The organism is Streptomyces sp. NPDC055749, from assembly GCF_053617235.1.
Window position 1 is genome coordinate 67167 of sequence record NZ_JBSHFH010000002.1, and the last position, 21036, is coordinate 88202.

Consider the following 21036-nt stretch of genomic DNA (forward strand, 5'->3'; position numbering starts at 1 on the left):
GTCTGACGCCGATACAGCCGCCAGGTCTGACGACCGCTGTGGCCCACGCCACTACCGTCGAACCCGTGACTGTGATCGTGACCGAAAGCCTGAGCAAGCGGTTCCCCCGCGTGACCGCGCTTGACCGGCTCACCCTGGACATCGGACCCGGTGTAACCGGCCTGGTGGGTTCCAACGGGGCCGGCAAGTCCACATTGATCAAGATCCTGCTGGGTCTGTCCCCCGCCACCGAAGGCCGGGCCGCTGTCCTCGGGCTCGACGTCGCCACCAGTGGCGCCGCCATCCGGGAGCGCGTCGGCTACATGCCCGAGCACGACTGCCTGCCGCCCGACGTCTCGGCGACCGAGTTCGTCGTGCACATGGCCCGGATGTCCGGCCTGCCTCCCACGGCGGCGCGCGAGCGCACCGCCGACACGCTGCGCCACGTCGGTCTGTACGAGGAGCGCTACCGGCCCATCGGTGGCTACTCGACCGGCATGAAACAGCGGGTGAAGCTGGCCCAGGCACTCGTCCACGACCCGCAGCTGGTCCTTCTGGACGAGCCGACCAACGGCCTGGATCCGGTGGGCCGGGACGAGATGCTCGGCCTGATCCGCCGTATCCACACCGACTTCGGCATCTCCGTGCTCGTCACCTCCCACCTCCTGGGCGAACTCGAGCGCACCTGCGACCACGTGGTCGTCGTCGACGGCGGCACCCTGCTGCGGTCGAGCTCCACCAGCGACTTCACGCAGACCACCACGACCCTCGCGGTCGAGGTCACCGACAGCGACACCCACCCCGACGGCACGGACGCGCTGCGCAAGGTCCTCACCGAGGCCGGCGTCACCCTGGTCGGCCTCGACGGCGTCGACACCGAGGGGCTGCCGGGAGCGGGCCACATCCTCCTGGTCGAGGCGACCGGCGAGGAGACGTACGACATCGTCCGCGACAGCGTCGCCGTCCTCGGACTCGGCCTCGTACGGATGGAACAGCGGCGCCACCACATCGCCGAGGTCTTCCGTACCGAAGAGGCGCCGCAAGCAGTCGGCGCGGCACACGCCGCGGGCGCCGGCGCCGTAACGCAGAAGGGGAGCGGTTCGTGATGAGCACCGAGACCGGGGCCGTGACCGGGGGCGACAGCTCCCGGATCCACAACATCGGCTACCGCTCCTACGACGGCCCGCGCCTGGGCCGAGCCTATGCGCGCCGCTCGCTCTTCTCGCAGTCCCTCAGGGGCTCGTTCGGGCTCGGCCGCTCCGCGAAGTCCAAGGTGCTCCCGATGCTGCTGTGCGGGGTGATGTGCCTGGTCGCGCTGGTCCTCGTCGCGGTCGCCATCGCCACACCCAACATGACGAAACTGCCCATCAAGTACACGGCGTTCGCGATCTACCTCCAGGCGGTGATCGGGCTCTTCATCGCCGCACAGGCACCGCAGTCCGTCTCCAGGGACCTGCGGTTCAAGAGCATCCCGCTGTACTTCTCCCGGCCGATCGAACGCGGCGACTACGTGGTCGCCAAGTACGCGGCCATGGCGTCCGCCCTGTTCATCCTCACCGCCACGCCGCTCGTCATCCTGTACGCGGGTTCGCTGCTCGCGAAGTTCGACTTCGCCGACCAGACCAAGGGATTCGGACAGGGGCTGGTGTCGGTGGCGCTGCTGTCCGTCCTGTTCGCCGGACTCGGTCTGGTGATGGCCGCCCTCACACCGCGCCGCGGCTTCGGCGTCGCGGCGGTGATCGCCGTACTGACCATCTCCTACGGGGCGGTCTCCACGGTCCAGGCCATCGCCTGGGAGACGGGGTCCGACGGGGCGGTGCCGTGGCTGGGGCTCTTCTCCCCGATCACACTGATCGACGGTGTCCAGACCGCGTTCCTCGGTGCCACCTCCGCCTTCCCCGGAGGGGAAGGCCCGGGCGCCGGTGCCGGAGTGGCGTATCTGATCGTTGTTCTCGCGCTCGTCGCCGGCTCGTACGCCGTGCTGATGCGCCGCTACCGGAAGGTCGGGCTGTGACCACCATCGAGATCGACCACACCTCGCGCTGGTTCGGCAACGTGGTCGCCGTCAACGACGTCAGCATGACGGTGGGCCCGGGTGTCACGGGTCTGCTCGGCCCCAACGGCGCAGGAAAGTCCACGCTGATCAACATGATGGCCGGGTTTCTCGCCCCGTCGACGGGCAAGGTCACGCTCGACGGCAGGACGATCTGGCGGAACGAGGCGGTCTACAAGGAGATCGGCATCGTGCCCGAGCGGGAAGGCATGTACGACTTCCTGACCGGCCGCGAGTTCGTCGTCGCCAACGCCGAACTGCAGGGACTCGGCGACGAGGCGGCGCGCAAGGCGCTGGCCACCGTCGAGATGGAGCACGCGCAGGACCGCAAGATCTCGACGTACAGCAAGGGCATGCGCCAGCGCGTGAAGATGGCGTCCGCGCTGGTCCACGAGCCGTCCGTGCTGCTGCTCGACGAGCCGTTCAACGGAATGGACCCGCGTCAGCGCATGCAGCTGATGGAGCTGCTGCGGCGGATGGGCGCGGAGGGCCGTACGGTCCTGTTCTCCTCGCACATCCTCGAAGAGGTCGAGCAACTGGCCTCGCACATCGAGGTGATCGTGGCAGGCCGGCACGCCGCGTCCGGTGACTTCCGGCGCATCCGCCGGCTGATGACGGACCGGCCGCACCGCTATCTCGTACGGTCCAGCGACGACCGCGCACTCGCTGCCGCGCTCATCGCCGACCCGTCCACCGCGGGCATCGAGGTCGACCTGAGCGAACGTGCCCTGCGGATCCAGGCCGTGGACTTCGGGCGCTTCACCGCGCTGCTGCCGAAGGTGGCACGCGAGCACGGCATCCGGCTGCTGACCGTTTCGCCGTCCGACGAGTCCCTCGAATCGGTCTTTTCCTATCTCGTAGCGGCCTGACCAGTGGCCGATAAGGAGCTGTGAAGCGTCATGTACGACCCCACAGTCGCTCGGCTCACCTACCGGGCACTGCTCGGCCGGCGCCGGGCCGCCATTCTGTTCATCCTGCCGGTGCTGCTGGTGGTCATCGCCGTTGCGGTACGGGCGTTGGCCGGCGTGGACGACCAGGTGGCCGCCAATGTGCTGGGCGGCTTCGCCATCGCCACGATGGTTCCGCTCATCGGTGTCATCGCGGGGACCGGGGCGATCGGACCGGAGATCGATGACGGCTCGATCGTCTACCTCCTGGCCAAGCCGGTGAAGCGTCCGACGATCATCGTGACGAAGCTGATCGTGGCCATTGCCGTGACGATGGTGTTCTCGGCACTGCCGACCCTGATCGCGGGCCTGATCCTCAACGGCAACGGTCAGCAGATCGCCGTGGCCTACACGATCGCGGCGCTGGTCGCCTCGATCGCGTACAGCGCGCTGTTCCTGCTGCTCGGCACGGTCAGCCGGCACGCCGTCGTCTTCGGCCTGGTGTACGCCCTCGTGTGGGAGGCGCTCTTCGGCAGCCTGGTGCCGGGCGCGCGGACGCTCAGCGTGCAGCAGTGGTCCCTCGCGGTCGCCGAGAAGGTGGCCGGGGAGGGTGCGATCACTTCGGACGTCGGCCTGCCGCTGGCGACGCTGCTGCTGGCGGGTATCACGGTGGCCGCCACCTGGTACGCGGGCCAGAAGCTGAGGGCGCTGAAGCTCGCCGGCGAGGAGTGAGCCGACCTGCCCGACATGGTGCGACCCCCGTCCGATGGGCGGGGGTCGTTCTGTGTCCTATGAACGGACAGTGGTACGCGTGACTGTACGGTTATCGGCTCGTTGTTCAGTGTGCGTGGAGGCAGTTGGAATCTGTGGCGTCGAGCGTTCGTGAATTCGGGGATCGCCGACACCGGTGAGGCAGTGCCGGCCGGGTCGGTCATTGAGTCAGTGGCAACCGTGAGCGTCCTCCACCCCTGAAGCCCGGGGACAGGGCCGTCCATCGCCGTTCCCGCGCACGAAAGGCATGCCCATGCCCACGGAAGTCGCCCTGCTCGAATCACGCGCCCTGCGTGTTGAGCGGATGGGGCGCGTCGACGTCCTCGACAAGATCAAGAGTCTTGTCATGCTCCCGGACGGAATTCACGTTCGCACAGAGGATGTCGCTCGCTACTTCGAAGTATCCACAGAAGCCGTAAAGAAGGTGACCCAGCGCCATCGAGCCGAGATGGAGGAGAACGGGCTCACGCTGCTGCGCGGCGCTGACCTGCGAACCTTCCATAGGGACATGTTGTCCCTATGGACCGGCGGGGAGGGTGAGAGTTATCCACAGGCCGCCACTCAGCTCACGCTCTACACCCGCAGAACCGTGCTCAACGTCGCCATGCTTCTTCGCGACAGCGACATCGCGCGGTGCGTGCGTACGTACCTTCTCGACGCCGAGGAGGAGCTGAAGGTGGCGTACCGCTCGCTGGATCAGCGCGTCACCGGCATCGAAGGCTGCCTCGCCGGTGTCGGCAACGCGCTCCAGGAGCTCGGCCCGGTGCTCGGCAGGATGTCGGAGCGGCTCGACAGCCTCGACCGGAAGCTGGACGTCACGTACCAGGTCGTCGGCGCCATGAGTGTGAAGCTCTCGGACGTCTCCCAGGACATCGTCCGCATCGACACACGCATGGACGGTCTCGCCCAGCAGCTGAAGGATCTGCGCGGCTGACCCGACCCTGACACCCGACAGCTCGCGGTCCGCCCCGGCTTCCCGACGCACGGGCGCGGACCGCGAGTTAATCGGTGGCACGGGAGGCGCGCCACGCGGCACAGTGGTGGAGACAGCGCGCACGGATACGTACGCCAATGACCGGGGAGGAGCGCGGCGATGACCGAGAGTCCGAGTCCGTCGAGTTCCCAGCAGGGTGGTCCGCAGCCGGTCCCGGAGTAGCCGCATCAGCTACTCCGCCGAACCGCTCGCCGCAGGACCCCCCGGGTGGCCCTTCACGCGCGTCGCGCGCGGCCACCCGCCCGGAGGATTGGCCGAGTGGTAAGGCAGCGGCTTGCTAAGCCGTCGTCGGGGTCGCGAAACCCCGCGCGCGTTCGATCCGCGCATCCTCCGCCGCAGAATTTACGGGGGAGTCCGCCGGGGCCGGCGGGCTCCCCCCGTGCGTCAGGCGCGCCCTGTCCTCAGAAGCTCCTCCAGCACCACGGCGATGCCGTCCTGCTGGTTCGAAGCGGTGATCTCGTGGGCCACGGCCTTGAGGTCGTCGTGCGCGTTCGCCATGGCCACACCGTGCCGCGCCCAGCCGAACATCGGGATGTCGTTCGGCATGTCACCGAAGGCCAGCGTGTCCGCGGCCTTCAGGCCCAGCCGACGGGCGGCCAGGGACAGCCCGGTCGCCTTGCTCAGCCCCAGCGGCAGGATCTCCACCACACCCGGACCCGCCATGACCACGTCCACCAGACTGCCGACCGCCTCCCGGGCGGCCTTGGCCAGCGCGTCGTCGCCGAGCTCCGGATGCTGGATGTAGACCTTGTTGAGCGGGGCGGCCCACATCTCGGCGGGATCGTCCACGAAGACGGCCGGCAGCGGTCCCTCCTGCACCCGGTAACCGGGCCCGACCAGCACCTCGCCGTCGAGTCCGTCACGGCTGGCGGCCAGCGCCAGAGGACCGACCTCCGCCTCGACCTTCGACAGCGCAAGACCGGCGAGCTGCCGGTCCAGGGTGAGCGAGGTCAGCAGCTTGTGCTCACCGGCGTGGTAGACCTGCGCGCCCTGGCCGCAGACCGCGAGGCCCTCGTAACCCAGGTCGTCCAGGATGTGCCGGGTCCACGGGACCGCGCGTCCGGTGACGATGATGTGCGCGGCGCCGGCCGCGGTGGCTGCGGTCAGCGCCTCGCGCGAGCGCTCGGAGACCGTGTCGTCGTCACGCAGCAGCGTGCCGTCGAGGTCGGTCGCGATGAGCTTGTACGGGAAGGTCGTCACTTGGAGACCGGCTCCAGGACCTCACGCCCGCCGAGGTACGGCCGCAGCACCTCGGGAACCCGCACCGAACCGTCGGCGAGCTGGTGGTTCTCCAGGATCGCCACGATCGTGCGCGGTACGGCGCAGAGCGTGCCGTTCAGCGTGGCCAGCGGCTGGACCTTCTTACCGTCGCGCATCCGGACGGACAGGCGGCGCGCCTGGAAACCGTCGCAGTTCGAGGCGGAGGTCAGCTCGCGGTACTTGCCCTGCGTCGGAATCCACGCCTCGCAATCGAACTTCCGGGAGGCGGAGGCCCCCAGGTCGCCCGAGGCGACGTCGATCACCTGGAAGGGCAGCTCGAGCGCGGTCAGCCACTGCTTCTCCCAGTCGAGGAGACGCCGGTGCTCGGCCTCGGCGTCCGCCGGATCGACGTACGAGAACATCTCGACCTTGTCGAACTGGTGGACGCGGAAAATGCCGCGGGTGTCCTTGCCGTACGTGCCGGCCTCGCGGCGGAAGCAGGGCGAGAAGCCCGCGTACCGCAGCGGCAGCTTGTCGGCCTCGACGATCTCGTCCATGTGGTACGCGGCGAGGGGCACCTCGGACGTACCGACCAGGTAGAAGTCGTCCTTCTCCAGGTGGTAGACGTCCGCGGATGCCTGGCCGAGGAAGCCGGTGCCCTCCATGGCGCGCGGGCGGACCAGCGCGGGGGTCAGCATCGGGATGAAGCCGGCCTCGGTGGCCTGCGCGATCGCGGCGTTGACCAGCGCGAGTTCCAGCAGCGCGCCGACACCCGTCAGGTAGTAGAAGCGCGAACCGGAAACCTTGGCCCCGCGCTCCATGTCGATGGCGCCCAGCGCCTCGCCGAGCTCCAGGTGGTCCTTCGGGGCGAAGCCCTCGGCCCCGAAGTCGCGGATGGTGCCGTGCGTTTCGAGGACGACGAAGTCCTCCTCGCCGCCGACCGGCACGTCCTCGTGGACGATGTTGCCGAGCTGGAGGAGCAGCCGCTTGGCCTCGGCGTCGGCCTCGTCCTGAGCGGCGTCGGCCGCCTTGACTTCGGCCTTCAGCTGATCGGCCTTCTTGAGCAGCTCGACGCGCTCGTCCGGGGATGCCTTGGGGATCAGCTTGCCGAGCGACTTCTGCTCGGAGCGGAGTTCGTCGAAGCGGACGCCGGACGACCTGCGCAGCTCGTCGGCGGAGAGAAGGGCGTCGACGAGCGCGACGTCCTCTCCACGGGCGCGCTGGGAGGCGCGAACACGGTCGGGGTCCTCACGGAGCAGGCGAAGGTCAATCACCCCTCAAGGCTACCGGTGCGGGGTTCCCCCGCTCGAACCGATATCGATGAGCGTGTCACTTTGCCCGAATTGCCGGAATTGATAATCCTGGAGGGAATCGTCGGTCCGCGTGTGGCCGGGGTGGTCAATAAACGAGCGCATTCCCCCGAAAAGGGTTCAAGTGGTTCGCGCTGCTTGACGCACCGGGCTTGTGGGAGGCGGGAGTTGGGGGCGGAATCCCGATGTTGTCCACAGGTGGGGGCGGTTCGATTTAGTTATCCACAGGCTGTGAGGAAGATCTGTGGACACCGGAAGAGATCGTTCCGAAAGCCGCATGAAGGCTCATGGATTCCCCGCTCAAACGCAGTTCACACACTCATTCGGGTGGGAATTCGATGCTCTAAAGAGTTGATCAATGCAATTGGGGTGACACGGGACGACCTGGGGTTCTGTGGACGGATCTGATGCCACTGAGCCGATTTGTCGACCATGTCGCATTACGGTGTCGACTTGTCCCCAGGTCGAGAGGTCGGCCTGTGGATAACTCTGTGGGTAAATGAAAATCTGCAGGTAGGACCGGTGGGCAACGCACAGGACGCCCCTCGTGGGGGCGCCGCCGGTGCCCGGCTCAGCCGGGCCGGTTACACGTCGGGCCGTCAGGCCCGGTGCTGCGTCAGGCCCGGCCGTCCTGGCTGCGGGCCAGCCAGTCGGAAGCCTCGGTGAAGTCGGAGTCCGAGGTCCCCGCGCGCAGCGCGCGTACGTCCTCGGCCGTCACTCCGGCCCGCGGATACGAACCCAGGAACCGCACGTTCGGGCAGATGCGCTTGAGCCCCATCAGCGCCTCGCCGACCCGCCGGTCCGCGATGTGCCCTTCGGCGTCCACGGCGAAGCAGTAGTTGCCGATGCCCTCCCCGGTGGGCCGGGACTGGATCAGCATCAGGTTGACCCCGCGTACGGCGAACTCCTGGAGGAGTTCGAGCAGTGCACCCGGGTGGTCGTCGCCCAGCCAGATGACCACCGAGGTCTTGTCCGCGCCGGTCGGCGCCGACGGCCGGGCCGGGCGGCCCACCAGGACGAAGCGGGTCTGGGCGTTCTCGGCGTCGTGGATCTCCGTCACCAGCGGTTCCAGGCCGTAGGTCGCCGCGGCGAACTCCCCGGCGAAGGCGGCGTCGTAACGCCCCTCCTGGACCAGCCGCGCACCGTCGGCGTTGGACGCGGCCGACTCCCACACGGCCTTCGGGAGATGGGCCGCCATCCAGTTGCGTACCTGCGGCTGCGCGGCCGGGTGCGCCGTGACCGTCTTGATGTCGGTCAGCTTGGTCCCCGGACGCACCAGCAGCGCGAACGTGATGGAGAGCAGCACCTCGCGGTAGATCATGAGCGGTTCACCGGTGGTCAGCTCGTCGAGCGTCGCCGTGATGCCGCCCTCGACGGAGTTCTCGATGGGTACGAGCGCTGCCGCCGCTTCGCCGCTGCGCACCGCGTCCAGAGCCGCCGGTACGGAGACCATCGGGACGAGCTCCCGGGTGGCGGCCTCCGGGAGCGTACGGAGGGCGACCTCGGTGAAGGTGCCTTCGGGGCCGAGATAGGCGTAGCGCGTGGCTGACATACGGTCACCCTAATGCGCCCTGCGTGAGGGGCCTCGCCGTCTCAGGATGCGGCCGGGCAGCCGTCAGGACTCCAGCAGCCGCTGCCCCACGTACTCACCCTCCGCCGCGCCGCCCGGCACCGCGAAGAGACCGCTCGCCTCGTGCCGGATGAACGGCGAGAGCGCGTCGCCCCGGTCGAGCTTGCGCTGCACCGGCACGAAGCCCCGGAACGGGTCCGCCTGCCAGCAGACGAAGAGGAGCCCGGCGTCCGGGGTGCCGTCCGCCGCGATGCCGTCGTGGTACGAGAAGGGGCGCCGCAGCATCGCCGCTCCGCCGTTCTTCTCGGGGGAGGAGATCCGGGAGTGGGCGTTGTCGGGGATCAGGAGGCGGCCGTCGGGGCCGGCCTTGTCGAGGTCCATCTCGGTCGTCTCGGTGCCGCCGCTGAGCGGGGCGCCGTCCGCCTTGCGGCGCCCTATCACCCGCTCCTGCCGCTCCACCGGGAGCTTCTCCCAGTCGTCGAGGAGCATCCTGATGCGCCGTACGACGGCGTACGAGCCGCCCGCCATCCAGTCGAACGCCGGCCCGGAGCCGGGCGAGGCGGTGCCGGTCCCGGTGCTCGAAGGTACGAAGATCCGCTGGTCGAAATCGCTGTCGGACGGCTTCGGATTGCCGGTGCCGTCGATCTGGCCCATCAGATTGCGGGCGGTTCTCGGCCGGTCGGTGGCGCCCGGAGTGCGGTTGAAGCCGTTCATCTGCCAGCGCACCCGGGCCGTCGCGGCGGCCTCCTTCTGGATGGCGCGCAGCGCGTGGAAGGCGACGAGCGCGTCGTCGGCGCCGATCTGTACCCAGAGGTCGCCGTTGGAGCGCTTGGCGTCGAGGTGGTCGGAGGAGAAGGGCGGCAGCGGGTCGAGGCCGGTGGGCCGACGGCTGGTCAGGCCCGTACGTTCGAAGAAGGTGCGGCCGAAGCCGAAGGTGACCGTCAGCGAGGACGGCCCGGCGTCCAGCGCGATCCCGGTGTCGTGGCCTTCGCCGTCCCCGCCCTCCGCCGGCCGGCCCGCCATCAGCCGCTCGGCCGTGGACGACCAGCGGCGCATCAGCGCGGCGGCCTCCTTGCGCCCCGCGCCGGGCACCAGATCGAAGGCGACCAGATGGCCGCGGGCCTGAAGCGGAGTGGTGATCCCCGGTTGATGTTTCCCGTGAAACATTGCGCGGGTCGATCCGACGGTGGCCAGCGCGGCCGGTTCGTCGGGGCGGGTGGCGGCGTATCCCGCGGCGCCGCCCGCCGCGCCCAGCATGAGACCGGTCGCTCCGGCGGCCCCGGCGGTGCCGAGCAGGCGCCGCCGGGAGATGTCGTCCTTCATGTTCTTGCTCAACCTGCTCAGCCGATCTTGACGTTCTTGTCGATGGTCGTCTGGTCGATGTCCGACGTCCGTACTGTCACGGCGATCGTCCAGTCGCCCGCCATCGGGATCTGGACGCCGTCGGCCGTCCAGTGGCCCTCGGTGAGGCGGTCGGGGACGACCGGCAGCGGACCGATGTCCTTGGACTTCAGCGTGAGCGCCACCTTCACCTCGGGGACGTCCAACGGCTTGCCGTTGTCGCCGTCGACCCAGAGATGCAGTTGGTTGGCTCCGGTGCGGCCGGGATCGATGTCCATCCGCACCGTCCCCTTGCCGTTCCGGCCGCCGGTGTCGAACGGCAGGGTCAGATTGACCGGGGTTCCGGCCGCCGGAACGCTCGCCGCGGCCGAGCCGCGGGAGGCTTCCTCCTCGGTACGACCCGGCTCGGTGGAGGTCAGCACGGTCGTCACCGCGAGGATGACGACGGCGATGCCCGCCTCCGTAAGCACCGAGCGGCGCAGCCCGGAGCGGTCCGGGTCGGCATCGCGGACGCGCTTCTTCTCCGTGGCCGTCAGGGCGGCACGCTGGCGGGCGAGCTGCGCGGCGCGCTCGGGGGCGACGGCCTCGGCGTCCGAGGTCACCGTCACCGCGACCGGCTCGGCGTCCGTCGCCTCCGTGCTCTCCGGGGTCTCCGTCGCCTCCGTGCTCTCCGCCAGCCGGGAGGTCCACCGGCGGGAGATCCAGGCGACACCCACGAGGACGGCCACCAGGGCCACCTTGACGAGCAGGAGCTGCCCGTACCTGGTGTCGGTCAGTGCGGACCAGGAGCCGACCTGCCGCCAGGACTGGTAGATCCCGGTCGCGGCGAGGACGACCACGCTCCCGAACGCCACGCGGGAGAAGCGTCGTACGGCGGAGCTGTCGACCCCGGGCGTCCGGTACAGGGCGACCAGCAAGGCGGCCAGACCGCCCAGCCACGCGGCGACGGCCAGCAGGTGCAGGACGTCGACCGGCATGGCGATGCCCGGCTGGATACCGGTCGACGCGTGCTCCGCGAGAGCCCAGGTGCCGGCGATCCCGGCGGCGACGACCGTGCCGCCGATGGCGAGGCCGAAGGTGAGGTCCTTCTGTTCCGTCTCGTCCTCGCGCTTGGCGTACCCGCCGAACAGGACGGCGATGAACAGCGCGGCGGCGCCGAGCAGCAGCAGCCGGGAGACCAGTGCGGCCCCCGGCTTGGTGTCGAGCACGGCCTGCAGACCGTTGAGGTCGAACGCGTCCGCGAGCTTCCCGGAACCGGTGTACGGGCTCCGCAGCAGCAGCATGACCAGGGTGGCGGCGGTCAGGGTGATCCAGCCGCGCACGACGAGGCGTTGCAGCGGGCGCTCGCCAGCACCGCGCCGCCAGCAGGCCAGTACGAAGGCGGCGCCACCGGCCAGCAGGATGAATCCGGCGTACGCGGCGTAGCGCGCGATGCCGTAGAGCGTGCCGACCAGACCTCCGCCGGCTCCGCCCGAGGGGAGCGCGACGGTCGTTTCCGAGGGGGCGCCGATGGAGAACGTGAAGGCGCCGGACACCGGGTGGCTGTCCACGGAGACGGCCTGCCAGGCCACGGTGTAGGTGCCGTCGGGCAGACCTGCGAGGAGCCGGACGCCGTACTGCACCGCGCCGCCGCTCCCCACCTCGCGTGGCGTACCGGCGTCCGCCCGGCGTCCGTCGGGGTCGAGGACGCGGATCGAGTCCTCGCCCATGGCGATCTGTTCGGAGAAGGTGAGCGTGACGTCCTTGGGAGCGGTGTCGACCACCGCCCCGTCCTGCGGGTCGCTCCCGGTGAGGGCGGCGTGCGCGGACGCGGGGCTCGCGCTCGCCAGCACCAGGCCGAACAGCAGGCTGATCAGCGTGGCGAGGAGCGCGACGGCGGCGAGCGGCCGGCGTATCGGGTGCGGCCCGAAGTGCGGGGCGGTGGCTGTCATGGGGTGTCAGTCCCTCACTGCTTCTTCGGGTTGTGGGTGGTCTCCTTCACGGGAACGTCGACCTTGATGGGGCCGGCCTTCTCGAAGTGCAGCTCCAGGGAGACCTTCTCGCCCTGCTTCGGCCGCTGCTTGAGCTTCATGAACATGATGTGGCTGCCACCGCGTTCAAGATCCAGTTCGCCGCCGGCGGGCACTTCGAAGGAACTGACCATGCGCATGGTCTGGTTCTTCGTCTCGTGGATCGTGACGTTGTCCGAGAGCGGACTGGTCACGGAGGTCAGCCGGTCGGCGGCGTCGCCGCTGTTCCGTACGACGAGGAAACCGGCCGCCATGTCGCTGATGGGCTGCGGCATGAAGGCGCCGACCACCTTCAGTTCCGGCTCGCTGCCGGAGGAGCAGCCCGCCAGCGTCAGCCCCGTGGTGAGGGCCAGAACGCCGGCGATGACAGTGCGGCGGTTCACGGAGTCGCCCCCGTGATGAGCTTCGGGAGGTCCTTCGTGTAGTCGTCCGCCGTGGTGTCCTCGCCGTAGAGCACGTACCCCTTGTCGGTCTTCGGCGAGAACGCGACCACCTGGGCGCCGTGCATCGAGACGACGGTGCCGTCCTTCTCCACCTTCGGCGGGTCGATGCCGATGCCGATCTGCCGGGCGCCCGCCTGGATGGTCGGGAAGTCTCCGGTGAGTCCGGTGAAGGTGGGGTCCTGGGCCTTGAGCCAGCTGCCCAGGGACGACGGGGTGTCGCGTTCGGGGTCGGTGGTGACGAAGACGACCTGGAGTTTGTCCTGGTCGGCCTTGGGCAGGGCGCGCTTGGCGAGCGCGATGTTGCTCATGGTCAGCGGACAGACGTCGGGGCAGTGGGTGTAGCCGAAGTAGATCAGCGTCGGCTTGCCCTTGGTCTCCTCGCGGAGGTCGTACTTCTTGCCGTGGGTGTCGGTGAGGACGAGATCGGGCTTGGTGAAGGGCTGGTCGAGTACGGTCGCGGCCTTGGTGCTGGTGTCGGCGGAGACATCCGCGACGGGCTGCTTCGCGGAGTCGGCGTCGCTGCCGCAGGCCGACAGCGTCAGTGCCGCCGCGGCGGCGAGCGCCGCGGCCAGCATCGTCTTCTTGGTGCGCATGGAGAATTGTTTCCTGGTCTGTGGTGCGGGTGCTGCTTTGGGCGTCAGGCGGTGCGGCGGCGTCCCGCGAGCACGCCGAAGGCGACACCCGCGATGCCGATGACGATGCCGACGACGCCGAGGATCCGGGCGGTGCTGTCGCTGCTGTCGGACGGGGCGGCGGACGCCTTCGTGTCCTCGGCGGACTCGTGGGCCTTGTCGTCAGCGGCGTGGGCGCTCTTGTCGTCGGCGGCGGGAGCGCCGTGCGCGTCGGCCGAAGCGGCGGTCAGCTTGAGGACGGGGGCCGGGCTCTCGGGCTCTTCGCCGCCCTCGGTGGGCTCCTCGATCCAGCGGACGACTTCCTTGTTGTCGTACGTCTGGAGGGCCTTGAAGACGAGCTGGTCTGCATCCTCGGGGAGCTGGCCGACCGAGAGCGGGAACTGCTGGAAGTAGCCCGGATCGATCTTGCTGCCGTCGGAGGTCCAGGTGACCTTCGTGACGGCCTCGGTGATCTTCTTGCCGTGCACGTCGAGGGGCTTGTCCAGCTTGCTCTTGTCGACCTTGATCTTCCAGCCGGGCACGGCCTGCGGGCTGACCGAGGACAGCGGGTGCTCGGTCGGGAAGTTCACTTCGAGCTTGACCGTCGAGGCGTCGTCACGCTCGTTGGGGACCTTGAAGTTGATGGTGGCGTAGCCGCCCTTGGCGGCCTCGCCCTGCGGCTGGACGCTGACGTGCGCGGCGGCGGGGCCGGCGAGCAGCAGGACGGTGGAAGCGGCGACGCCGCCCGCGATGGCGATGCGTGAAACGTTCATGGCAGGGATCTCCACAGGCAGGGGAACAGGTGGTCCGGCGCGCGTGTGCGCGACGGCATCGCGACACCTGTCCCCTGGGTGATCCAAGGAGGGTGTCGCGTCAGGCCGCGTGTACGTATACGGCGGGAGGCCCGCGCCTGATCACCATGTGCTGCAACGGATCCCCGGTGGCGGGCGCGAGTGCGTCGTCGGCCGTACGGGGGAGGTGGGGCCCGGTCGTACGCCGCCCGTACGGGAAGCCCGCGAGAAGGGTGCGTACGAGCGAGAGCGCGGCGCGCAGAGCACGTAGCCTGGCGCCCGCCGCGAGCTCCTGGGCGCCGTGCACCGAGAGCCGGGTGAGACCGAACAGGGCGACCTCGCCGCGGCGCAGCAGCCAGCCGGTGACGAGTGCGGCCAGGAGGTGCCCGAGAAGCATGGGCAGGCTCGGCAGCGTCCCGGACGATTCCGCGAGTCCGGCGAGGCCGGTCAGCGCGGTCGGGCCGGCCGGTGCGAGGTGCGCGTGATCCTGCATCAGGGTCGCCGGGTCGATGCCGGCGTCGGTGACGACGCGGTGGGCATCGGCGGCGTTCAGCCGGGCCGGTCCCTCGCCGCACAGCAGCCCGGCGGCGAAGCGGATGAGCGCGTCGCTGTCCGTCCCGGCCGCGGGACCGGCCGCGGTGTTCGCGCCGTGGGTGCCGAGTCCGAAGAGGACGTGCAGAGCGAGCTGTCCGCCGGTGAGTGCGGCGGCGATCGACAGGAGCGACCGTTCGCGCCCGGCGAGCGGCAGCACGACCGCGAAGACCCCGAGGAAACCGGCGAGCAGTGTCCACCACGGGACTGCCGCGCAGGAGGCGAGCGCATGTCCTGCCGCGGACAGCACGACGCAGACCGCGGTGAACACCGCGGCCCTCATGAGCCGCAGACCGGCTCCGGCGCGTGCGACGGGCTTAGACATGGCCGGGTCATCATCGCACTGCGTACCCGGACCCCGTCAGGCAGGTCCGGAAGGTCGGATTCCTCGACATGGGTGGCTGTTGTGCCTGTTCGGGCGGCTGGGATCGCCGGACATAGCCGGTATGCGGAATATTCGCATCCGCCGAATGAGTGCCATCACAGCCGAAGGGTGCTTACGAAGGGCTCCGCGCGGCAATACGTATGGGTATGTCGAGCCGCAGCCAGGAGGCTGGAGCATGAGCATGTGGTGGTCACTCCATTTGCGGCGCGAAGCTGCGAGCGTTCCGCTCGCCCGTCGTTTTCTGCTCGGCACCATGGAAACCGCAGGGGTCGATCCGGACATCTCCTACGACTTGTCGGTCGCGCTCAGCGAAGCCTGTGCGAATGCCGTCGAGCACGGCGGGGACCGATGGGACGCCACTGACGCCGATGGTGCCGGTGATACGCCGGGGTTCCGCCCCACAGGGGACGGGCCCTCCGGTACGGCCTCCGGGCAGTATCGGGTCACCGCTTATCTGGACGGCGAGAAATGCCGTATCGAAGTCGCCGATTCGGGGCCCGGTTTCCCCAGCCGGCGCACGCTTCGCACCGCCGCACAACCGTCCGCGGACTGTCCGCAGGACCGGAAGCCCGCTGCCGCGCAGCGGCCACCGGCCCACCGGCAGCCGCCCGCCGCGTACCCGCCCGTCACGGCGGAGAGCGGGCGGGGGCTCGGTCTGATCGAGGAGCTCGCCGATCACGTCCACTTCGCCAACCGGCCTGGCCGGGGCGCTGTGGTGAGCTTCGACAAGGTCCTGAAATGGCGGGAGGGCGCGCTGCTCATGGTGTCCTGAGCGGCGCGCCCTCCGGCACGGGGTGCGACGTTCCGTCGCCCCGTGGGGTCAGCTCTTGAGCTGAGCCATCCATGCCTCGACCTCGTCGGCACGACGCGGCAGCTGGTCGGACAGGTTCCGGTGGCCGTCCTCGGTGACGAGGATGTCGTCCTCGATCCGGACGCCGATGCCGCGGTACTCCTCGGGCACGGTCAGGTCGTCGGCCTGGAAGTACAGACCGGGCTCGACCGTGAGGCACACGCCGGGCTCCAGGACGCCGTTGACGTACGCCTCGGTGCGGGCGGCGGCGCAGTCGTGGACGTCCATGCCGAGCATGTGACCCGTGCCGTGCAGGGTCCAGCGGCGCTGGAGGCCGAGCTCCAGGACCTTGTCCACGGACAGGTCGCCGAGCAGGCCCCACTCGACCAGCTTCTCGGCGAGTACGCGCTGCGCGGCGTCGTGGAAGTCGCGGTAGTCGGCGCCGGGCCTGACGGCCGCGATGCCCGCTTCCTGAGCCTCGTACACCGCGTCGTAGATCTTCCGCTGGAGCGGCGTGAACGTGCCGTTGATGGGAAGGGTGCGCGTCACATCGGCGGTGTAGAGGTCGTTGGTCTCCACACCGGCATCGAGCAGCAGCAGCTCGCCGGAGCGGACGGCGCCGTCGTTGCGGACCCAGTGCAGCGTGGTGGCGTGCGGTCCTGCCGCGCAGATCGAGCCGTAGCCGATGTCGTTGCCCTCGATGCGGGCGCGCAGGAAGAACGTGCCCTCGATGTAGCGCTCGCTCGTCGCCTCGGCCTTGTCGAGGACCTTCACGACGTCCTCGAAGCCGCGGGCCGTGATCTCGCACGCCTTCTGCAGCTCCGCGATCTCGAAGGCGTCCTTCACGAGGCGGGCCTCGGAGAGGTAGACGCGCAGCTCCTCGTCGCGCTCCGCGGTGACCTTGTCGGTCAGGGCGGCCTCGATGCCGGCGTCGTGCCCGCGCACGTTGCGCACCGGTCCGGTGGCCTCGGTCAGCGCGGCGCGGAGCTCACGGACGTCCTTCGCCGGTATGCCCAGCACCTGCTCGGCCTCGGCGAGCGAGTGGCGGCGGCCCACCCACAGCTCACCCTGGCCGTCGAGCCAGAACTCGCCGTTCTCGCGGTCGGAACGGGGCAGGAGGTAGACCGTCGCCTCGTGCCCCGCCTCGTCGCCGGAGCCCTTCGGCTCCAGGACCAGGACGCTGTCGTGGGTCTGGTCACCGGTGAGGTACGCGTACTCGGTCGAGGGCCGGAAGGCGTACTCGGTGTCGTTCGAACGGGTCTTGAGGTTGCCCGAGGGAATGACCAGGCGCTCGCCGGGGAAGCGCGCGGAGAGCGCGGCGCGGCGGGCAGCGGTGTACTCGGCCTGGGCGATCGGCTCCAGACCGTGCAGCTCGGTATCGGCCCAGCCGGACTTCATGTTCTCGGTGAGCTCATCGGAAATGCCCGGGTACAGGCCGTTCTTCCGCTGCTTGATCGGCTCTGCTTCTTCGGTCTCCGGCTCCGGGTTCTCCGGGGTGAGCTCCTCAGACACGATTTGTCTCTCCTTGATACGACACTGGACCACCCCCCATCGTACGGGCGTACGGAAGGGGGTCCAGGGCCGGAAGACCTCTTACATGTCCCGGAGCGGGCGGCGCGAAACGGGCGGCGCGGCGGCCAGCCGAAAACAGGCGGCCGCAGGGGTCGGTCGAAAGCCGTGGCCGGTCGAAAGCAGCGGTCGGTCGAAAGCAGCGGTCAGTCGAAATGGGCGGCCAGGATCACGACGTCCTCGGTGCCGTCGCCCTGGTCCAGGCCCTCGGGCAGCATGGCCCGCAGTACGTGGTCGGCGACCGCTCCCGGGTCGTGGCGCGCGGCCTTCGGCACGCAGGCCGCCGCCGAGTGCAGCCGGGCGAACGCCCGGTCCATCGCGTCGCCGGTACGGCGCAGCAGCCCGTCGGTGTAGAACAGCACGGTCTCACCGGGTTCGGGGGTGAACTCCACGCTCGGAGCCTCCCAGCAGGCGAGCATCCCCAGGGGCGCCGACAGGGTGGTCTCCACGAACTCGGTGCGGCGCTCGCCGATCACCAGGGGCGGACTGTGCCCCGCGCCTGCCAGCACGATCTTGCGGCGGGCGGGTTCGCAGTAGGCGAAGAGCGCGGTCGCGGCCCTGGCGGGCTCGGTCAGCCGCAGCAGCAGTTCCAGATCGGAGAGTACGGCGACGGGGTCCTCGCCCTCCATCACGGCGTACGCCCGCAGACTCGCCCGCAGCCTTCCCATGGTGGCGAGTGCGCCGGGACCGGAGCCGCCGACCGATCCGACGGCGAGGCCGAGCGCCCTGTCCGGCAGCGGCAGCGCGTCGTACCAGTCCCCGCCGCCGTGGGGCGCGGGCCTGTGCCGGGCGGCCAGCTGTACGCCGGGGACGCGGGGCAGCCGGCTGGGCAGCAGCTCCTCGGCGAGGATCGCCACGTCGGCCCTGGCCCTTTCGAGCTCCAGCAGCCTGGCCAGGTGCTCCGTGGCGTACCGGATGTAGAGGCCGACGAGATGTCGCTGGCGTTCCAGCGGTTCGGCGGGTTCGTCGTAGAGCCAGACGGCGGCGCCGAGCCGGCCCGCCGAATCGGTGGCGAGCGGCAGGGCGTAGCTCGCGGCGTAGCCGAGCCGGGCGGCGACCTCACGGTGGCGGGGGTCGAGATTCTCGTCGCCGAGCAGATCGGGGCTGGTCAGCGGTCCCTGGGCGTCCGGCAGTCCGTCGAGGATGCGTCCGTACGAGGTGGCGCTGCGCGGCACGGTCTCGATGTGCCCGAGCTCCGCGTGGGCGAGTCCGAGGCCGACCGTGGTGGACGGGCCGCCAGCGGCCGGTTCGAGGACGAGGAGTCCCCGACGGGCGCCGACGAGGGCGGCTCCGGCGTCCAGGAGTTCGCGGAGAGCGTGGTCGAGGGTATGCGTTCTGGCCAGGCGCTCGGTGAGCTCGTGCAGCGTGGTGAGGTCGGACACCCAGGACGCCAGACGGTCCTGGAGGAAGGCTCCCGGGGCTGCGGGCACACCCGTCAGAGGTGCGGAAGTGTGCGTTGAAACAGGAACGATGGGATCGATTCCAGCCACTTTCGGCAGGTGAGGGGCGCTCATGGCAGCCAGCTTTCCGACCGGTGCGATTCGTCGAATAGCATCGCAAACCCCCATGTCATTCTGCGCCGCTATCAATGCATCCACATGTACACGCACAAGTAAGGCGATGTCCAGCATTGTCCTCGCGGGATTTGTGGTGTCTGTGTGACAGTTAAGTTGGCTAAAAAATGCACCTATGGCAGTTATTTGCGGTCGACTGGGTGTGCTCGACAGGGGGTGCTCTCGGGGTGAAGTGCCCGAGGGAGCGTCATCCAGGGCATGCTGGGTACGTAATCGGTGATGACCAGGGGCAGTTGTGATCGCCCTGGAACCTGGCAGCGGGCCCGGACGTCTTTATCGACGACGGCCGCGCCCCCACCCCCGAGTGGCGGGGCTTGCACCAGGGACGGCAAGCGTGAAGCGCGCGCCGCCTCCGCCACGTATTGGCTGGACTCGGCTCAGCACGGCTCGGCTCAACTCGGCTCGGTTCGGTTCGACTCAGCTCGGTTCTCAGCTCCATTTCTGCTCGGTTCCACTCTGCTCGGCTCGGCTCACGCTCGGTAGCGACGGCTTGCCCGTACCGCACATCCGATGAGCATGTACGCACAGTGAAGAGACACACACGTGGTGCAACGCACGCGTGGTGTCATGTGGACCTCGGCGTTCAACGGAAAGGAACGAGCGCTCATGCGCGAGATCCTCGGAAGGCGACGCAGGCTCCGGCTCCGGCGCAAGGGACGGCCCGCACAGCTCGACGCGGCGCTGACCTGTGCCACCGCATGGCAGTGGCCCGTGCTGCCCGGAGCGGGACTGGCGACGGCCGGCATGCGCGGTGACCGCGGCCGTGGCTGCGCCTGCCCCGACCCCGAGTGCGCCGTGCCCGGCGCACATCCCTTCGATCCCGGCCTCCTGGCCGCGACCACGGACGAACGCATGGTGCGGTGGTGGTGGACCAACCGGCCCGCCGCCCCGGTCATGCTGGCCACCGGCGGCCGTGCGCCGTGCGCGCTCAGCCTGCCCGCCGTGGCGGGCGCCAGAGCGCTGACCGCACTCGACACGATGGGCATGCGGATCGGCCCGGTGGTGGCGACGCCGACGCGGTGGTCGCTACTGGTGGCCCCGTACACCCTGGAGCGGCTCGGGGAGCTGCTTCACGCCAAGGACTGGGTGCCCAGCTCCCTGCGCTTCCACGGCGAGGGCGGCTACCTCGTCCTGCCCCCGTCGGAGATCGGCGCGGGGCAGGTCCGGTGGGAGCGTGCGCCCCTGTCCCGGACGGCCGCGCCCTGGCTCCCCGATGTGGAAGCGGTGCTGGACGCGCTGGTCGAGGCGAGCACCGGTGCTCCGGACGGCGGCAGCCGGCTCGCGTACTGACGGGCAGACAGTAGATCGCCAGGCGGGACGGTACGGCGGTCGGCTCACTCGTACGGGTGTGAGCCGACCCGAGTTCTGCGGTAAATGGGCGCGCGGGTCCCGACCGCCCGCATTCCGTCGATATCGTCGGCAGACCGTCAGAAATACGCGCCCAGTTGGCAGGTGAGGCCCCGATGAATCTCCGCATGGCCGGTCTCTCGGCGGCGGTGTTGTTCACCGTTCTGCTTCCACTGGCCGCTTCCGCCGTGACTTCGGATACGCCTGATTCCGTATCGTCCGATGCCAAATCCGGTGAGTCGCTACTTTCTGATGGCCTTTCCGCAGAACATGGCGAAGAGAGTGCCGTAGAACGCGCCGGAGAAAAGCCCGAAGTGCATCCGGCGGATGGCTCGAAGGATGGTTCGGCCGAGAGCCTGACGGAGAGTGCGGGCAGAAATGCCCCGGAAACTTCTCCACCCGGACTTCTGTCCGAAAGTGGGCTGCCCTTCGGAGCCGGAGGCACCGACGCGCCTGCCGCCAGGTGCGGTCCCGAGCTCACCTCCCCCGAAGGCGTCGAGGCGCAGACCTGCGTCATGGCGGAGGGGCGCGATGTGTGGGCACGTACCTACTATCGCAACACGACCGGTGAGCAACTGCGGTCGTTCCTCACGCTGATGGGGCCCGGCGGGCGGGCCGTCGAGCTGCGCTGCGAGGTGGAGGCGCACGACGAGCCGGGCGTCTGCGAGACCCCCCGCGCCCCTGCTCACGGAGCAGTCGGCGCCTATACGGCAGTTGCGGAGTACGCCGGGGGCGGAGCGGCGGACGAGGCTCCGCTGCTTCTGCGAACCGGCAGCAACCTGGCGTCCCCGCCCACGGATTGACCGCCCGGACCGATGGCT

The 21036-nt window shown here is 69.6% G+C and carries 19 protein-coding genes and 1 tRNA gene; 9 read left to right on the top strand and 11 right to left on the bottom strand.

Annotated elements, in window-relative coordinates; genetic code table 11:
* The first annotated feature begins 38 nt into the window (after positions 1-38).
* The 6 genes from ACWGO0_RS02065 (at position 39) to ACWGO0_RS02090 (ending at position 5017) form a co-directional block, all read left to right on the top strand.
* Positions 39-1085: an ABC transporter ATP-binding protein gene (locus ACWGO0_RS02065; protein ID WP_453526575.1), complete on the top strand. Its 1047-nt coding sequence runs from the start codon at positions 39-41 to the stop codon at positions 1083-1085.
* Complete coding sequence (locus tag ACWGO0_RS02070; RefSeq protein ID WP_453526578.1) at positions 1085-1993, top strand: ABC transporter permease; 909 nt, start codon at positions 1085-1087, stop codon at positions 1991-1993. The genes ACWGO0_RS02065 and ACWGO0_RS02070 overlap by 1 nt, the downstream gene beginning before the upstream one ends.
* Positions 1990-2901 carry an ABC transporter ATP-binding protein gene (locus ACWGO0_RS02075; protein ID WP_453526581.1) on the top strand — a complete coding sequence of 304 codons (912 nt, stop codon included), beginning with the start codon at positions 1990-1992 and terminating at the stop codon, positions 2899-2901. The genes ACWGO0_RS02070 and ACWGO0_RS02075 overlap by 4 nt, the downstream gene beginning before the upstream one ends.
* Before the next feature lie 30 nt (positions 2902-2931).
* Positions 2932-3651 (top strand): ABC transporter permease, encoded by a 720-nt coding sequence (locus ACWGO0_RS02080; protein WP_453526584.1) that lies wholly within the window; start codon positions 2932-2934, stop codon positions 3649-3651.
* 292 nt (positions 3652-3943) lie between these two features.
* A complete protein-coding gene (locus ACWGO0_RS02085; protein WP_453526587.1) occupies positions 3944-4624 on the top strand; it encodes a hypothetical protein in 681 nt (226 codons plus the stop codon).
* Between the two features lie 304 nt (positions 4625-4928).
* Positions 4929-5017 (top strand) — tRNA-Ser (locus ACWGO0_RS02090).
* A 51-nt stretch (positions 5018-5068) separates the two neighbouring features.
* On the opposite strand, the gene ACWGO0_RS02095 is transcribed toward ACWGO0_RS02090, so the two are convergent.
* The 9 genes from ACWGO0_RS02095 to ACWGO0_RS02135 all read right to left on the bottom strand — a co-directional run bounded on the left by ACWGO0_RS02095 (position 5069) and on the right by ACWGO0_RS02135 (position 14875).
* Positions 5069-5884 (bottom strand): HAD family hydrolase, encoded by an 816-nt coding sequence (locus ACWGO0_RS02095; protein WP_453526590.1) that lies wholly within the window; start codon positions 5882-5884, stop codon positions 5069-5071.
* A complete protein-coding gene (gene serS / locus ACWGO0_RS02100; protein ID WP_453526593.1) occupies positions 5881-7158 on the bottom strand; it encodes a serine--tRNA ligase in 1278 nt (425 codons plus the stop codon). The genes ACWGO0_RS02095 and serS overlap by 4 nt, the downstream gene beginning before the upstream one ends.
* Positions 7159-7810: 652 nt before the next feature.
* A complete protein-coding gene (pheA, locus tag ACWGO0_RS02105) occupies positions 7811-8746 on the bottom strand; it encodes a prephenate dehydratase (RefSeq protein WP_453526595.1) in 936 nt (311 codons plus the stop codon).
* Positions 8747-8809: 63 nt separating this feature from the next.
* Positions 8810-10087: an iron uptake transporter deferrochelatase/peroxidase subunit gene (gene efeB / locus ACWGO0_RS02110; RefSeq protein ID WP_453527012.1), complete on the bottom strand. Its 1278-nt coding sequence runs from the start codon at positions 10085-10087 to the stop codon at positions 8810-8812.
* A gap of 17 nt (positions 10088-10104) precedes the next feature.
* Positions 10105-12036 (bottom strand): copper resistance CopC/CopD family protein, encoded by a 1932-nt coding sequence (locus ACWGO0_RS02115; protein ID WP_453526598.1) that lies wholly within the window; start codon positions 12034-12036, stop codon positions 10105-10107.
* Between the two features lie 14 nt (positions 12037-12050).
* The gene (locus ACWGO0_RS02120) at positions 12051-12497 is read right to left on the bottom strand and encodes a copper chaperone PCu(A)C (RefSeq protein WP_453526601.1); all 447 of its coding nucleotides are present in this window, start codon (positions 12495-12497) and stop codon (positions 12051-12053) included.
* A complete protein-coding gene (locus ACWGO0_RS02125) occupies positions 12494-13132 on the bottom strand; it encodes an SCO family protein (RefSeq protein WP_453527015.1) in 639 nt (212 codons plus the stop codon). Before ACWGO0_RS02125 ends, ACWGO0_RS02120 begins: the two co-directional genes overlap by 4 nt.
* Positions 13133-13194: 62 nt before the next feature.
* The gene (locus ACWGO0_RS02130; RefSeq protein ID WP_453526603.1) at positions 13195-13941 is read right to left on the bottom strand and encodes a YcnI family copper-binding membrane protein; all 747 of its coding nucleotides are present in this window, start codon (positions 13939-13941) and stop codon (positions 13195-13197) included.
* 100 nt (positions 13942-14041) lie between these two features.
* Positions 14042-14875 (bottom strand): hypothetical protein, encoded by an 834-nt coding sequence (locus ACWGO0_RS02135; protein ID WP_453526606.1) that lies wholly within the window; start codon positions 14873-14875, stop codon positions 14042-14044.
* A 235-nt stretch (positions 14876-15110) separates the two neighbouring features.
* On the opposite strand from ACWGO0_RS02135, the gene ACWGO0_RS02140 reads away from it, so the two are divergent.
* Entirely contained in the window at positions 15111-15707 is a 597-nt protein-coding gene (locus ACWGO0_RS02140) for an ATP-binding protein (RefSeq protein WP_453526609.1), read from the top strand.
* A gap of 48 nt (positions 15708-15755) precedes the next feature.
* Here ACWGO0_RS02140 and ACWGO0_RS02145 read toward each other — a convergent pair whose 3' ends face one another.
* Both ACWGO0_RS02145 and ACWGO0_RS02150 read right to left on the bottom strand, forming a co-directional pair.
* Positions 15756-17237 carry an aminopeptidase P family protein gene (locus tag ACWGO0_RS02145; RefSeq protein ID WP_453526612.1) on the bottom strand — a complete coding sequence of 494 codons (1482 nt, stop codon included), beginning with the start codon at positions 17235-17237 and terminating at the stop codon, positions 15756-15758.
* Positions 17238-17440: 203 nt separating this feature from the next.
* Complete coding sequence (locus tag ACWGO0_RS02150; RefSeq protein ID WP_453526615.1) at positions 17441-18925, bottom strand: PP2C family protein-serine/threonine phosphatase; 1485 nt, start codon at positions 18923-18925, stop codon at positions 17441-17443.
* A gap of 549 nt (positions 18926-19474) precedes the next feature.
* Here ACWGO0_RS02150 and ACWGO0_RS02155 point away from each other — a divergent pair.
* Positions 19475-20158, top strand: coding sequence for a bifunctional DNA primase/polymerase (locus ACWGO0_RS02155; protein WP_453526618.1), 684 nt, complete (start codon positions 19475-19477; stop codon positions 20156-20158).
* A gap of 173 nt (positions 20159-20331) precedes the next feature.
* A complete protein-coding gene (locus tag ACWGO0_RS02160) occupies positions 20332-21018 on the top strand; it encodes a hypothetical protein (protein ID WP_453526621.1) in 687 nt (228 codons plus the stop codon).
* Positions 21019-21036 lie beyond the last annotated feature (18 nt).